This is a genomic window from Nonomuraea sp. MTCD27 (assembly GCF_041950495.1).
Lineage (GTDB): Bacteria > Actinomycetota > Actinomycetes > Streptosporangiales > Streptosporangiaceae > Nonomuraea.
In genome coordinates this window covers 20824-35633 of record NZ_JBGNUW010000015.1, presented here as the reverse complement: position 1 = coordinate 35633, position 14810 = coordinate 20824, and the positions used below count along the sequence as shown (strand labels likewise).

The window sequence follows — 14810 nt, the reverse complement described above, 5'->3', positions numbered from 1 at the left end:
GCGGGGCGGGAGGCGCCGTCAGTCGCGCAGGCGCTTGCGGAGGGCGCGCTTCATGGTGGTGGACATCAGGGTGCGCAGGCTTTGCTGGGCGCGGCCGGCGGCGGCGAGCTGGCGGCGGAGGGTGCCGACCTCGCGGCGCAGCTCCACGGTCGACTTGCGCCAGCGACCCGCCTCCTCGCGCCACTTGGCCACCTGCGCGCGCAGCCGCTCGGCCTCCTTGGCCAGCCTGGCCGCCTCGGCCTGCGCCTCCACCCGGGCCCGGTACGCGCCGCGCCGTCCCAGCGCCGGTGCCACCGGGCCGCCGGAGAACGCGGTGAAGTCGTAGGTCTCGGCCTCCACCCACGACACGCCCGACACCGCGTCCACCACGTCGTCCAGGTCCTCGCCCGGGTCCTCGCCCGGGTCCTCGCCCGGGTCCTCGTCCGGGTCCACCACGACGCGCGCCCTGGCGAAGGCGGACGCGCGTTCCAGGCGGGCCGCGACCACGCCCTCCGACGACTCGTCGAGCAGCACGTTGACCAGGCCCAGCCCCTCGTCGCGGGCCAGGTCGAGCAGGCGGGCCAGGCTGTCCTCGCCGGGGATCCAGCCGGCCGGCAGGCGCAGCACGAACGGCACGGCCGGGTCCACGTCCTCCGCTCCGGCCAGGCGTACCCGGCCGTCGTGCCGGTAGTGGCCCTGGACCAGCGCCAGGTCCAGGTGCGGGTCCTTGAGCGGGGCCCGGCGGTCGCGGTCGAGGGCGTCCCACGGGCCGAGGAGGAGCACGTCCAGGTCGGGGATGGTGCAGGCCAGCAGGGCGTCCACCGTCGCGCGCACACCGTCGTAGCCGGTCGTGCCGTCCACGACCACCGTGACGTACGGGACCTTCCACCGCCGCCCGGGATGCCCGCGGAGCCAGCGGTAGGCCGGGATGCGGTCGGCCACGAACGCGTGGCTCACCCGGTCGATGGGCTGCTTGTCGCGCATGCGCATCGTCGGCCCGAGGTGGTAGGCGCGGGCCGACGGCTCGGGGACGAAGACCGCCCCCGCCTGCCACAGCCGGTAGCCCATCTCGGTGTCCTGGCCGAGGATCAGCTCGTCGTCCATCGGCCCGGCCGCCTCGACGAGCCGCGCGCTGACCGAGGTCGCGCCCCCGACGTGCAGGCTGAAGGGGCGCTGGGGATTGTCGGTGAGCCCGTCGGTGCGCTCGACCAGGTCCACGATCCAGGAGTGCGGCTCGGCCGGCTCGAACGCCTTCTCCAGGTCGTCGGGCAACTCGGCGGGCACGTCGGCGCCGGTGAAGCGGATCCAGCCGGTGACCACCAGGTACGGGGCCGCGTGGTGCCAGCGCATGTGGGCCTCGATCGCGCCGGGGGTGAGGACCACGTCGGAGTCGAGCCAGTGGATGACGTCGCCGGTGGCCTCGGCCAGGCCGGCGTTGCGGGCGGCGGCGCGGCCCGGCACGGGGCAGACGATCAGCCGGGTGGCGGCCGGGCGGGTGGCGGGCAGGCGCAGCGGGGGTTCGGTGCCGTTGTCGACGACGATCACCTCGACCAGCTCGGCCGGGTACGTCTGCCTGGCCAGCGCGGCGAGCACCAGGTCGAGCTTGTCCTGGCCCCCGTAGGCGGGGATCACGACGCTGACCGTCAACCGCGGGGTGAAGCGCTCCCCGGGTGCGAGCGGCCGGTAGTCGTTGCCGCGCACCCTCGGGTGGCCGCCGCCTGTGGTCATGCGGCTTCCATGAGCAGGCTCGGGCGGAAGCCGCGCCACTGGTTGGCGGCCACCTTGACGAAGTGGGCCAGGGGCAGCTGCCAGGTGTGGTCGCCGCTGAGCCCTCTGCGCAGGACGTAGCCGAGTCCGTGGGTCCGGTAGATGCGGGCCTCCGCCTTTTTCGCCGCTTTCAGGAATTCGAGATCGACTGCCCGCGGCAACTCAGGAAATCCGCCTATTTCACGAAATTTCGCCAGGGGAATCATGATCGTTCCGCCGGCCACGTGATCGGCCCAGACCTCGCTCGGATAGCTCGCCCCGCTCGCGAACGTCGTCCGCCTGATCGTCGCCTTCAGCGGCTCCAGGTAGAAGAACTCGGCGGTCGTGCCCACCACGTCGGCCCCGGCGTACGACAGGGCCATGAACAGGTCGGCCAGGTGGCGCGGGCCGTACCAGTCGTCGTCGTCCCACTTCACCAGGCAGTCGCCGCTCGCCGGCGCCGCGGCCCGGTTGAGCACCTCGCCGAACGGCACCGACGCGGGCGCCTCGACCCACCTCACGGGCAGCGAGCAGGACTCGACCGCCGCGCGTACCTGCTCGAAGGCCACCCCGTGCAGCCCCAGTAACACCTCGGCCGCGACGTCCCGCTGGCGCTCCATCTGGGCCAGGGCCGCGCCGACGAGGCCCGGCCGCTTGCTGGCCATGACGATGCTGACCTGCGGAGTGGCGGCGGGGTGGGCCAGGCGGCGCAGCCGTACGCTGTGCTCCTCGCGGCGCAGGTCGGCCACCGAACGCGCGGTGCCGTCGGCGGCGTGGCCGAGCCAGTCGCGGTCGGTGAGCAGCGCGGCGAGGTCGCCGGGCACCCAGGGCGCGGCGCGGTCGGCCGTCATCGGCACCCCGGCGGCGGCCAGGGCCAGCAGGCCGTCGAGCGGCACGCGGGCATCGGGCCACTCGACCTCCAGGCCGCGCAGCGGGCGCAGCTCGGGCACGTCCGGCGGCCGGCCGTCGACCGCCCAGCCGGCGCCGGCCCAGTGCAGCCGGGCCAGCCCCTTCCCCGGCGTACGCGCGAAGCCGCAAGGGGTGACGGACATGGGTGGGTGCGCTCCTCGATCGCTTGGGACTCGACCGGCGCCTACCTTACGCCCGTTTTACTGACTGGTAGGCGCGGGCGCCAGATTCGGCAGGCCCGGCGATGCAGGTCGCGGGGCTCAAGATTCCCGGCGATCCTTCAGGAACTTATGGCACGGTAGTTGCCGATGTTTATTAAGCTGTCAATAATCCCCAGATGTCCGTGACGCCTCCAATGTCCTACTCGTCGTGATCTACGAAAGGTATGCGCGGATGCTCTCGCCCCGCCGACTGGCAGCGACCGCCGCACCCCTCGCAGCACTGGCCCTCGGCGTGCTCGCGCTCCTCGTGCTCGCCGACCTGATCACGTTCGGCGCGGCGGCGACCGCGGTGGCGTTCCTGGTCTCGCTGGCTGCGCTGGCCCTGCTCTTCCTCACCGTGCGCCGCCTCGACGGGAAGACCCAGCGGATCGATCTGCGGATCAAGAAGCACGAGGCCGAGCTGGTCCGAACCACCACCGTGCTCAAGAACATCGAGACCCGGCTGGACGTGCTGGTGCAGGCCGTCGAGGAGTCCGCCGCGCGGCGGGCCGACGACCTCGGCGCCATCCTGGCCTCCCTCGGCGAGGACCGGGTGAACGCCATGGCCCGGGCGCGCGAGGTGGAGGAGCTGCGCGAGGAGGTCCGCGCCCTGGCCAAGGACCGCGTATGACGCGGGTCAGGCACAACGACTACGGCGTGCTGCGGCCACCCGCGCTGGGCGCGTGGCAGCCATCGCTGCGCGTGTCCGTGGTCATCCCGGCCTACGACTGCGCGGACGCGCTGCGGCGTACGGTCCCGGCGCTGGCCCGGCAGACGTACCCGGCCGAGCTGGTCGAGGTGATCGTCGCCGACGACGGCAGCGAGCCGCCGATCGAGCTCGCGGGGGCGCGGGTCGTACGGGTGACCGACGGATGGGGGCGCGGCGCGGCCCGCCAGACCGGCCAGCTCGCGGCCACCGGCGACGTGATCCACTGGCTCGACTCCGACATGATCCTGGCCGACGACCACCTCGAGGCGCACATGCGCTGGCACCACCTGATCGACCACGCGGTGGTGATCGGCGACACCCGGTTCGTGGACGCGCCGGGTGAGGAGGGCGTCCAGTCGGAGTACACGAGGCAGACCCTGGAGTCCACCAGGAGGCTCAAGGACGCGGGAACGAGCGCGTACCTGCAGCACACGGGGGCCTCCTCCTCCGTGCGCGCCGACCTGCTGCGCGCGGCCGGAGGCGTGGACACCTCGCTCAACATGGCCGAGGACACCGAGCTCGGATACCGGCTGGCCCAGGCGGGGGCGGTGTTCATCCCCGACGCGGAGGCCAGGGCGTGGCACGTCGGGCCCTCCACCGTGATGCTGCGGGAGAAGGAGGTGCACCGGCACAACTGGTCCTACCTCGGTGACCTGATCCCGGATCTGCGCTGGCTGCGCCGGCATCCCCGCCGCACCTGGCTCGTCCCGTACGTCCGGGTCGCGGTGGCCGCCACCGCGTACGAGGAGACGCGCGCGACCGTGGACTCCGCACTCGCGGGCACGCTCACCGACGCGGCCGTCACGCTCGTGGGCCCCTGGGGCAAGCTGACCGGCGAGCGCCGCGCCAACCTCGACGATCCCATGCTGGAGCTGCGACTCCTGCACAATCACTACGTTCACGAGCCCCGGGTCGAGTTCGCGGAGAGCGTACCCGTCTCCGCCGCGCCCGCCCCCTTCCTGCTGACCGTGCCCGCCGGATGGGTGCTGGGCGCCGACACGCTCGCCCGGCTCGTCCGGCACGCCGACAAGGACCTGCTCGGCCTGGTCTCCGTGGCGCTCGCCGAGGGCCCGGGCGGTGTCGAGACCGCCCGCCTGGAGCGCACGGCCGCCTTCGCCCGCGCCGCGCTGTTCCCCGGGAGCGCAGACGACCTGGTGGACGAGCTGTTCGGGTCGGAGTGGGTGAGCGGCGCCGAGTACGAGTTCGCGGTGGCGGAGGAGGCCGAGCCGCTGGCCGGCGAGCCCGCGAAGTGGCGGGCGCTGGCCGGGCAGCGGCTGGGCGAGGTCAAGGAGCTGCGGGCCCGGGTGGAACAGCTGACGGCCGAGGTCGAACGGCTCACGGCCGCCTCCGAGCAGCCGGACGACCAGGACCGCGGCGGCGCCCTGAGCTCGATCATCCGCCATCTGCGGAGCACCGGGTGATCAGCCGGTTGCTGGCGGAGCTGCCCGCGGCGCGCGTGTTCTTCGCCGGGATCGACGACGTCGCGCCCCTGTACTCCGGCGACCGGGCCGACGTGGTGGACCTGGATCGCGACCTGCTGGAGCCGCCGGCCGAGCCCGAGCGCTCCCGCGAGGTCCTCGTCCTCGCCAAGACCCCCGCCGACCTGCGCAGGATCGCCACGCTGCACAAGCTGCTGCCGCAGGCCGAGCGGGTGGTGGTGGCCGTGCTCGACACGCCGCCCTCGCACCCGGCGCCCGTGCCCACGCCCACCCCGGCGCACCGGTGGCGGTCGCTGACGGATCTGCGGGTGTACCGGCCGAAGAACCGGGTCTGGGTGGTGGACGCGCGCTTCTCCGCGGAAACGCCCGCCGGGCGTACGGTGACCGCCACGGCCCGGGCGTTCGCCGGGCACCGCCTGGACGTCATCGCGGCCCCGGCCGCGGCGATCGCGGGCGTGGGGGCGGCCGACTGGCGGCCGGGAGACCCGAACGCGACGCCCTCTGAGGTGGGCGGGCCCGTTCCCGAGCGGGTGGGCGCGCCGGGCAGCGACATGGTGCTGCGTACCCTCGCGTCCTCCCCTGACGCTCTGCCCGTCCCGCCGGACGCCGGGGAGCTCACCGGCGGCGAGCCGGCCGACGGCGACGTCGAGTGGGCCGGCGACGAGACGCCCATCGAGCGGCCGACGCTGCAGGCCGCGAGCTGGGAACGCCTCGGGCGGCCCGGGATGGCCGGCTCGCCGCTGGCCGATCCCGACGTGCTCGGTGAACCCTCCATGATCCCGCCCGTGGACGAGCGGCTGGTGAACCCTCAGGGCTTCGTGACCACGCCCTCCCGGGGCATGGCCTCCCTGGCCGAGCGTGACGGCCGCTGGTCGGTGCTGCTGGAGGGGAAGGTCGTGACGTCGTTCGCCGAGTCGGGCGGGGTCACCGACGCGGACGTGGCCAGGCTGCGGCAGATCCGCGGCGTCGAGGTGGACTGGCGGCACGCGCACAGCGGCCCGCTGGCGGCCGTACGGGTGCTGACCGGGCTGGCCGCCGCCGGGGTTCCGCTGGTGGCCGAGGAGGTGCCGCGATGGGCGGGCGCGCTCGGGGAGGACCTGGTCAAGCTGCTCACGCTCACCCCCGACCTCTCCGACGAGCTCCGGCGCGAGGAGCACAGCATCCGCCTGCGCCGCGCGGCCCTGCGCACCCATGGGGTGGCGGCCCGCTGGGAACAGCTCGGCGCCCCGGCCCCCGCTCCCCCGCTCACCTCGGTGCTGCTGGCCACCCGGCGCACCGACATGGTGTCGTTCGCCCTGGAGCAGGTCGCCCGGCAGCGCGATGCCCGTCTTGAGGTCATCCTCGCCCTGCACGGCGTGCCGAAGGGGCATCCGGACGTGGCGGCGGCGATCGCCGCCTACGACGGGCCGCTGACCGTGTTCGAGGCCGACCGCCAGGACGTCTTCGGCGAGGTGCTGAACCTCGCCGCCGCCAAGGCCTCGGGGTCGTTCCTGCTGAAGATGGACGACGACGACTGGTACGGGCCCGACTTCCTGGCCGATCTGCTGCTGGCGCATTCGTACTCGGGGGCCCAGGTGGTCGGCACGGTGCCGGAGTTCGTCTACCTGTCCTCCATCGACGTCACCGTGCACCGCAGCCAGGTCACCGAGCAGATCACCAGCTTCGTGGCCGGCGGGACGATCCTGGTCGAGCGCTCGGCGTTCCAGGCGGTGGGCGGGTTCCGGCCGCTGCGGCGCTCGGTCGACACGCAGTTCCAGGAGGCGCTGCAGGCGGCGGGCGGGCAGATCTACCGTACGCACGGGCTGGGTTACATCTTGCGCAGGGGTCCGGCGGCCAACCACACCTGGCAGGAGCCGATCGGGACGTTCCTGCAGCGCAACAGGCGGCAGTGGCGCGGCTTCCGGCCGAACGCCCTGATGGCCCTGGACGGGAGCCGGCGAGCATGACCGGCGTGCCACGCATCCGCCGCCAGGACTACGGCATCCTCATCCCGCCCGCCCTCGGCGGCTGGGAGCCCACGCTCACGGTCACCGTCGTCATCCCCGCCCACGACCGCCAGGAGACCCTGGACCTGACGCTGGCGGCGCTGTCGGCGCAGAGCTATCCGGAGCACCTCCTCGACGTCATCGTCGTGGACGACGGCAGCACCACGCCGCTGCGCCTGCCCGAGATCGTCCCCGCCCGGACGAAGCTGATCTCCAGCCCGCCGGGCGGATGGGGGCGCGCCTGGGCGGTGCAGGCGGGACTCGACGCGGCGACCGGCGAGGTCGTCTTCGTGCTGGACGCCGACATGGTGCCGCACCGGCAGCACGTCGAGGCCCAGCTACGGTGGCACCACCTGGCCCCGTACGTGGTGGCGCTCGGCTGGATCGACTTCACCGCGGCCGACGGGCCCCTCCCCACGCAGGAGCGGGTCGTGCGGGCGCTGGAGTCGGGCGCCGAGGGCGAGCTCTTCCCCCTCTCACCGCACCGCCACGACTGGGCCGAGCAGATCATCCACGACCACGACGGCCTGCGCACCGCCCCGAGCTCGCTGGCCACGCGGATCCACGTGGGGGCCACGGTGTCGTACCCGGCGGCGCTGCTGCGCTCGATCGGCGGCATGGACACGTCCCTGGTGCTGGCCGAGGACACCGAGCTGGGGTATCGGCTCACGCAGGCCGGCGCGGTGTACGTCCCCGACCCGGAGTCCAGGGCGTGGCACGTCGGGCTGCCCACGGCGATGCGCGACTTCCAGGCGCTGAAGCGGTACAACGATCCGTACGTGGCCGACCGGGTGCCGTACCGGCGCTACCTGCGTACGGACCCGGGGCGGCAGTGGCTGGTGCCGTACGTGGACGTGACGGTGCCCGCGGGCTCGTACGAGGACGTGCGGGCGACGGTGGACTCCCTGCTGGCCGGCTCGCTCCCGGACGTCCGGGTCACCGTCATCGGCCCGTGGGACTCGCTGACCGCCGGCCGCCGCTCCCCGCTCGCCGACCCCCTCCTGGACCTGCGCCTCATCCACGCCTCCTTCGACCACGACCCCCGCGTCCACCTCCGCACATCTCCCGGCCCCCTCCCTGGCCCCCTCCCCGGCACCGCCCCGTTCCGCCTGTCGGTCCCGCCCGGCTGGGTCGTGGCGAAGGACACGGTGGAGCGGCTGGTGGAGCACATGGAGGAGCACGACCTGGGCACGCTCTGCGTCGCCCTGGAGGAGACGGCCGAAGCCGGCGTGACCGCGGCCCGCCTGGACCGCACGGCGGCCCTCTCCCGGGCCGCGCTGGTCTCCGGGCCCGGCGACCACCCGGACGACGTCATCGACGCCTTGTTCGGGGTGGAATGGGTGGACAGGGAGACGTGGGGCGTCAGGCGCCGCCCGGCCCTGTACCCGCCGCGCAAGCGGCCCCCGTCGGAGCTGGCCCAGCTCACCGCCGCGCACCAGAAGGAGATCGCCCTCTACCGCAAGCGCACGGCCGCGCTCAGGGCCGAGCTCGCGCAGCTGCGCCGGGAGGCGGGCAAGAACGGCCGGGACGCGGCACGGTGGCGCGAGAAGGCCGAGGCCTGGCGCCGGGAGGCGGTCCGGCTGGCCAGGGAGCAGAACCGCACGGTGCTCAGACGAGCCGTCCGCCGCGTCCGCAACCTGGCCTTCCCCGACAATTAGCCCGATACGTCGGTGTCCTTCGGGTGCCGGGTGGAGGCATGGACGAGATGCACGGTTCGCCGTTGAGCATCGACCAGATACCTCACTCGCCCGCCGGAGGTCACCTCGCACTCCCATTGCGGAAGGTCGCGTCCGCCGAGATTCGCCACGGCCAGCCGGCCGCGGAGCCGATGTTGCCGGTCCGGATTGTCCGTGGCGAGGGGGTCGCTCCGCAGAGCCTCGAAACAGCGGCGGGTGTTTCCGGAGGCCTCCGCGCACAGCGCCGCCCAGCCTTTGGCCGCCTCGTTCGTGGCGAATCGGAGACGCCATTCGTCACCGATCGAAGGAGGCGCCACATCGTCACCTCGCTTCGGGCTCACGGCGCGAGCACCTCGCCGTGGTCCTCGTCCGGCAGCGGCCGGGTGAGCCGGGCGGTCAGCGCGGGATCGGCCAGGATGCGGGCGGTGGCCCGCCATTCCGCGACGACCCTGTGCAGGGTGGCATGGACGTCCAGATCCACGGCATCCTTCGTGGCGTCCACGAGATCCTGGACGAACTCCCGTCGTTCCCCGGCCGAGAGGTGCCGGGTCCACGAGAACACGGCGGGGAGCGCGCGCTCCACCGCACGGGCTCCTTCGTCGCTCATGACGAGCGCCGCGAGCAAGTGAGCCACGACGCTCGCAGTCTCTTCCCTCTCCCGGTCGTGCTGGGCGGTCGTGAGGTAGAGGTCCTCGCCGTCACGCCGCCTGATGTGCACCCGATGCACGCGTGAGACGGTCTCGGCGACTTCTTTGGAATGCTTGGAGAGATCGCTGAAGGGAACCGTCGGCGTAGTCACGCGGCAAACGCTACTTCGGAACTAATTCCGAAGTCAATCGGCTATTCGTCGCCCTCCACGCGCATCACGCTCGCCACCGCGCGGACGATGTCCAGCTCGCGCAGGCCCTCCATGGTCGCCGACAGCGCGGCGTCCGTGGCGCGGTGGGAGACGATGACGAGCTGGGCGTCGTCGCCGTGGCCCTCCTGGCGGACGGTCTGGATCGACACGTCGTGCTTGGCGAACAGGTCGGCCACCCGGGCCAGCACGCCCGGCTTGTCGGCCACGTCAAGGGCCACGTGGCAGCGCGTGACGGTCTCGCCCATGGGGTGCACCGCCAGGTCCGCGTAGGTCGACTCCTCGGCGCCGCGCGTCCCGGCCAGGCGGTTGCGGCCGACGGCCACCAGGTCGCCGAGCACGGCCGAGGCCGTGGGGGCGCCGCCGGCGCCCTTGCCGTAGAACATCAGCTGGCCCGCCGACTCCGCCTCCACGAAGACCGCGTTGTACGCCTCGCGCACCCCCGCCAGCGGATGCGAGCGCGGGATCATCGCCGGGTGCACCCGCACCCCGAACGAGCGGCCGTCGTCGGAGCGGGCGCAGATGGCCAGCAGCTTGATGACGTAGCCCATGGCCTTGGCCGAGGCCACGTCGGTGGCGGTGATCTCGGTGATGCCCTCCCGGTGCACCTCCTCGGCGCGCACGCGGCTGTGGAAGGCGAGCCCGGCCAGGATGGCGGCCTTGGCGGCGGCGTCGAAGCCCTCGATGTCGGCCGTCGGGTCGGCCTCCGCGTAGCCGAGCGTCTGGGCCTCCTCCAGGGCGTCGGTGAAGGACGCGCCCGTGGAGTCCATCTTGTCGAGGATGTAGTTGGTGGTGCCGTTGACGATGCCGAGCACCCGCTTGACGCGGTCGCCGGCCAGCGACTCGCGCAGGGGGCGCAGGAGCGGGATGGCCCCGGCCACGCTGGCCTCGAAGTAGAGGTCGCCCTTGCCGTTCCTGGCCGCCTCGTGCAGGGTGGCGCCGTCCTCGGCCAGCAGCGCCTTGTTGGCGGTGACCACCGACTTGCCCCTGGACAGGGCGGCGACGATGAGCGAGCGGGCGGGCTCGATGCCGCCGATGACCTCGATCACGATGTCGATGTCGTCGCGGGTGACCAGGGACTCGGCGTCGGTGGTCAGCAGGGCGGGGTCGACCTCGACGTCGCGCTTGCGGCCCAGCCGGCGCACGGCCACCCCGGCCAGCTCCAGGGGAGCGCCGACGCGGGCGGCCAGGTCGTCGGCCTGCTCGTGCATGAGCCTGATGACCTGCGAGCCGACGACGCCGCAGCCCAGCAGGGCTACTTTCAGCGGTTTCACAGCTGCCCCCTCAACAAGTCGTCCTCGGTCTCACCCTGCACGATCACGCGCGAGACGCCGCCGGAGACGGCGACCACGGCGGGCCTGGGCAGGTAGTTGTAGTTGTTGGCCAGCGAGCGGCAGTAGGCGCCGGTCGCGGCCACGGCGATGAGGTCGCCGGGGGCCAGGTCGGCGGGCAGGTGGAAGTCCCGCACGATGATGTCGCCGCTCTCGCAGTGCTTGCCGACCAGGCGGCTGAGCATGGGCGCTGCGTCGCTGGCGCGGCTGGCCAGCACGGCGGTGTATTCGGCGCCGTAGAGCGCCGTGCGCACGTTGTCGCTCATGCCGCCGTCGACGCTCACGTAGGTGCGCAGGCCCTCGACGTCCTTGATCGTGCCGACCTCGTAGAGGGTGATGCCGCCGGTGCCGACGATCGTGCGGCCCGGCTCGACGGTCAGGCGGGGCACGGGCAGGCCCTCGTCCTCGCACACCTTGGTGACGATCTCGCGCAGGCCGTCGGCCAGCTCCTTGATGTCGGGCGCCTCGTCGCCCTCGACGTAGGCGATGCCGTAGCCGCCCCCGAGGTCGAGCTCGGGCAGCACCACGCCGTGCTCCTGCTTGATCTGGACGAGCAGCGTGGCCAGCCGCCGCGCGGCCACCTCGAACCCGGCCGTGTCGACGATCTGGGAGCCGATGTGCGAGTGCAGGCCGACGAGCTCGAGCTGCGGCAGGGCCAGGATCCGGCGTACGGCCTCCGCCGCCGCCCCCGTGCTCAGCGACAGCCCGAACTTCTGGTCGTCGTGGGCCGTGGCGATGAACTCGTGCGTGTGCGCCTCGACCCCGGTGGTCACCCTGATCATGACCTTGGGCCGCTTGCCGTGCTCCTCGGCGAGGTAGCCCAGCCTGGCGATCTCGTCGTACGAGTCGACCACGATGTGCCCGACGCCGGCCTCCAGCGCCCTGCGGAGCTCGGCCACCGACTTGTTGTTGCCGTGCATGGTGATGCGCTCGGGCGGGAAGCCGACGCTCAGCGCGACCGCCAGCTCGCCGCTGCTGGCGACGTCGAGCCCGAGGCCCTCGTCCTGCAGCCAGCGCACGATCTCCTTGCACAGGAACGCCTTGCCGGCGTAGTGGACCTCGGAGCCGGCGAACGCCGTGGCGTAGTCGCGCATGCGCGAGCGCACGTCGTCCTCGTCTACGACGTAGAGCGGCGTGCCGTGGTCGCGGGCCAGGTCGCGCACGTCCACGCCGCCGACCGTGAGCGAGCCATCGGTCCGGGTCGACGTTCGGGGCCAGATCGCGGGGTTGATCCGGTTGAGGTCGGCGGGCGCCAGCGGCGGGCGCTCGTGGGGCAGCATCTCGGCGTGCCGGTCCCCGGCGGGATGGGCGAATCGACTCACCCGATCGAGGCTATCGGAAGCGCCAGTACGCCATGACCGCGTGCCCACGTATCGAGACGCGATCAAGCCCACGAAGGGATATTTTTACGCTTTTTCGCCGTTTGGCCGAATATTTTGTGATCTATCACAAGCGATCGGGCCCTGGCAGCACGTCGCCCACCACCCGCGCCAGCCGCACGCGCGCGATGTGCACGGGCCCCGGCTCCTCGTCCCCGACCGGCACGGCGGAGGCCCGCTCATGGGCGTCGTGGTACGCCAGCGCCAGCCGCAGGAGGTAACTCTCCCAGCCGGGCTCCCTGCTGCCCAGCCGCCCCGGCAGCTCGGCCAGCACCCTGAGCACCCGCCGGTGGCACGGATCGTCCAGCAACCCGGGCCGGAACCCGGCCTCCGGCACCCCCAGCTGCCGCGCCCACCGCCGCACGGCGCAAGCCCGCGCGTGCCCGTAGCGCACCACGAACCCGGGGTTGTCCCAGGTGCGCGGGAAGTCCGGCCACCCGGGCTCGAAGGGCACGCGTACGGGCTCTTCCTCCAGGAGCTCACCGGGCTCGGTCACCACGATCCGCAGGAACCCCTTGCCCCGCACCTCCACGGAGGCCACCCCGTCGAGCGCCCGCACCCGCTCGGCGAGCGGCTCCGCGGGGACGCACCGCCGCAGGGGGACCGCCGACACGTACCGGGCCTCCCGCTCCCACGTCCCCTCGGGCACGGGCGGCTCCCCCAGCACCTCGGCCAGCTCCCCAGGCGTCACGGAGACGACCCTAGATGAGCGCGTGCGGCTCCGCGGAACCGTATTCGACCAGGTGGGCCGCGCCCAGGAGCCAGCGGTCCTCGTCGCGCACCCGTACGTAGCCGAACCGGTCCGCCGAGAAGACCTTGATGCCGTCCGTGCGGCACTGCCGCATGAGCACCTCGTCCCAGCCCTCGGTGAGGTCGGCGAAGCCGAGCTCCCGCAGGGCGTTACGCCTGGCCAGCAGGGTCGCGCCGGCGACCTCCGGGAGGTAGGAGTACTCGGCGTCCGGCTGCTTGAGCAGCGTGGCCTGGGGCTTGCGCAGGTGGGCGTAGAAGGCGGCCTTGCCGACGATGTCGGCGGTGCTGAACAGGAACGCCCGGCGCAGGTCCGACAGGTAGTGGGGGCCGTAGACGTCGCGCGGGTCCATGACCGCCACGAGGTCGGCCTCGCACAGGTCGATGCCCGCGTTGAGCATCGCGCCCTCGGTCATCCCGGCCGGCGGGCGGCGGTAGACGACCTCCACGTCCGGCAGCACGTCGCGGGCGCGCAGCTCCGCCTCCGGCGGCCCGATGACGATGAGCTGGTCGACGCCCGACTGCCTGGCGACCTGCGCGAGCGCGTGCTCCATCAGGTAGGGGTCGAGGATCGGCAGCATCACGGAGGTGTTGAGGGTGGCGCGCGCGCTGGGCAGGCCGATCGCGTCGAGCAGCTCGTCGATGCGCTCGCTCATCGTCCCGATCGAGTACGCCCGCCGCAGCGCCACGTGCGCCCGCCGCGAGTCCGCCTCGGTGCCGATGGGCGTGCCGCAGGCGGCGATCTCGGTCAGCCGCCACTGGGGCGTGCCCGGCGGGCAGTCGGCGGCGGCGGGCCAGCGGTAGGAGGTCAGCACGTCGGGGTAGGACAGGTGGCCGGGCAGGAGCTGGTCGAGCGTGAGCACCCGATCGATGCGCCCCCCGGCCAGCGGCAGCGGGTTGTGCACCCGGGGCTGCACCCCGAACTGCAGCCGCGGCCAGGCCACGGTCATGTCCGTGGTGAAGCGGTGCTCGAACAGCTCGGCCGCCGCGGCGTACGCGGCCACGTCGCCCTGCGTGTGCCAGAAGACCGTGCGGATGCCGCGCTCGGCGCACCAGGCCAGCAGCGCCCTGAGGCCCTCGCCCGGCTCGCCGGTGATCTCCTCGGCCCACGGGCCCTGCGTGACGGACTCGACGACCAGCAGGTGGGGCACCTCAAGAGGGAGCACCCTGAAGAAGTCGCGGGGCGTGAAGCCGGTCGTCTGCCGCCACTCGTAGCGCAGCAGCGCCTCGACGTGCGGGTCGGCGATCACCGCGGCCGTCAGGTGCGGGCGCGTGTTGGGGCCGGTCGGCACCCGGAACGGCTTGAGCTTGAACGAGGCGCCCCCGAGCGTCCTGGTGGTGCTGGTGGCCTGGAACGCCGCCCCTGGGCGCTCCTCCTTGGCCTTGGCGGCGGCCACGGGCCTGCGCTTGGGCGCGGTGGGCCGCTTGACCGGCTTGGCGGCGCCCCTGAGGCCCCTGGCCAGCCGCACCGGGTTGCTCTTGCCGCTCTTGATGGCGTCGCCGAGGCGGTTCCAGCGGGCGACCTTGATGGAGGACAGCTTCCAGTTGGCCACCTCGGCCTGGAAGCGCTGCTCGGCCAGCTCCTTGCGCAGCCTGTCGGCGGCGGCCTGCTCGGCCTCGAGCCGCTCCTCGGCCTCGCTGAGCTGCTCGGCCAGTGTCCTGGCCTCCTCCGCGCTCTGCTCGGCCGCGGCCAGCCTGGCCTGCGCGGCGTCCAGCAGCCTGGCCAGCTCCGCGGCACGCCCGGCCTGGGAGATGGCCTCCCGCAACGCCCTGCGCGTGCTCTCAAGCTCAGTAGACAAGTGGACCTCCGCTCTCTCAGCCCGGCAAAGGATACTCTTTTGCGGGAAGCGTCTC

12 protein-coding genes are annotated in these 14810 nt (G+C 73.1%); 4 read left to right on the top strand and 8 right to left on the bottom strand.

Translation table 11 applies throughout. The annotated features are described in order from the left end of the window. Nucleotides 1-18: 18 nt before the first annotated feature. Complete coding sequence (locus ACBJ59_RS37320; protein WP_375114898.1) at nt 19-1707, bottom strand: glycosyltransferase; 1689 nt, start codon at nt 1705-1707, stop codon at nt 19-21. Then, nucleotides 1704-2777, bottom strand: a complete 1074-nt coding sequence (locus ACBJ59_RS37315; RefSeq protein ID WP_375114897.1) for a family 2 glycosyl transferase — start codon at nt 2775-2777, stop codon at nt 1704-1706. The genes ACBJ59_RS37320 and ACBJ59_RS37315 overlap by 4 nt, the downstream gene beginning before the upstream one ends. Before the next feature lie 226 nt (nt 2778-3003). On the opposite strand from ACBJ59_RS37315, the gene ACBJ59_RS37310 reads away from it, so the two are divergent. Genes ACBJ59_RS37310 through ACBJ59_RS37295 form a run of 4 tightly spaced genes read left to right on the top strand, consistent with a single transcriptional unit; the run spans nt 3004 to nt 8625 of the window. Next, nucleotides 3004-3465, top strand: coding sequence for a hypothetical protein (locus tag ACBJ59_RS37310; protein ID WP_364114361.1), 462 nt, complete (start codon nt 3004-3006; stop codon nt 3463-3465). Beyond that, a complete protein-coding gene (locus ACBJ59_RS37305) occupies nt 3462-4964 on the top strand; it encodes a glycosyltransferase (RefSeq protein ID WP_375114896.1) in 1503 nt (500 codons plus the stop codon). Before ACBJ59_RS37310 ends, ACBJ59_RS37305 begins: the two co-directional genes overlap by 4 nt. Further along, the gene (locus ACBJ59_RS37300; RefSeq protein ID WP_375114895.1) at nt 4961-6928 is read left to right on the top strand and encodes a glycosyltransferase; all 1968 of its coding nucleotides are present in this window, start codon (nt 4961-4963) and stop codon (nt 6926-6928) included. The genes ACBJ59_RS37305 and ACBJ59_RS37300 overlap by 4 nt, the downstream gene beginning before the upstream one ends. Then, a complete protein-coding gene (locus ACBJ59_RS37295) occupies nt 6925-8625 on the top strand; it encodes a glycosyltransferase (RefSeq protein ID WP_375114894.1) in 1701 nt (566 codons plus the stop codon). The genes ACBJ59_RS37300 and ACBJ59_RS37295 overlap by 4 nt, the downstream gene beginning before the upstream one ends. Here the strand turns inward: ACBJ59_RS37295 and ACBJ59_RS37290 are convergent. The 6 genes from ACBJ59_RS37290 to ACBJ59_RS37265 all read right to left on the bottom strand — a co-directional run bounded on the left by ACBJ59_RS37290 (nt 8622) and on the right by ACBJ59_RS37265 (nt 14755). After that, a complete protein-coding gene (locus ACBJ59_RS37290) occupies nt 8622-8984 on the bottom strand; it encodes a hypothetical protein (protein WP_375114893.1) in 363 nt (120 codons plus the stop codon). The genes ACBJ59_RS37295 and ACBJ59_RS37290 overlap by 4 nt on opposite strands. Next, complete coding sequence (locus tag ACBJ59_RS37285; protein ID WP_375114892.1) at nt 8981-9442, bottom strand: hypothetical protein; 462 nt, start codon at nt 9440-9442, stop codon at nt 8981-8983. The genes ACBJ59_RS37290 and ACBJ59_RS37285 overlap by 4 nt, the downstream gene beginning before the upstream one ends. Before the next feature lie 41 nt (nt 9443-9483). Continuing rightward, nucleotides 9484-10773 carry a homoserine dehydrogenase gene (locus ACBJ59_RS37280; protein ID WP_375114891.1) on the bottom strand — a complete coding sequence of 430 codons (1290 nt, stop codon included), beginning with the start codon at nt 10771-10773 and terminating at the stop codon, nt 9484-9486. Next, on the bottom strand, nt 10770-12152 hold the full coding sequence (gene lysA / locus ACBJ59_RS37275; RefSeq protein ID WP_375114890.1) for a diaminopimelate decarboxylase: 1383 nt from the start codon (nt 12150-12152) through the stop codon (nt 10770-10772). The genes ACBJ59_RS37280 and lysA overlap by 4 nt, the downstream gene beginning before the upstream one ends. 124 nt (nt 12153-12276) lie before the next feature. Next, nucleotides 12277-12900, bottom strand: a complete 624-nt coding sequence (locus ACBJ59_RS37270; RefSeq protein WP_375114889.1) for an anticodon-binding protein — start codon at nt 12898-12900, stop codon at nt 12277-12279. 10 nt (nt 12901-12910) lie between these two features. Next, a complete protein-coding gene (locus tag ACBJ59_RS37265; RefSeq protein WP_375114888.1) occupies nt 12911-14755 on the bottom strand; it encodes a hypothetical protein in 1845 nt (614 codons plus the stop codon). Nucleotides 14756-14810 lie beyond the last annotated feature (55 nt).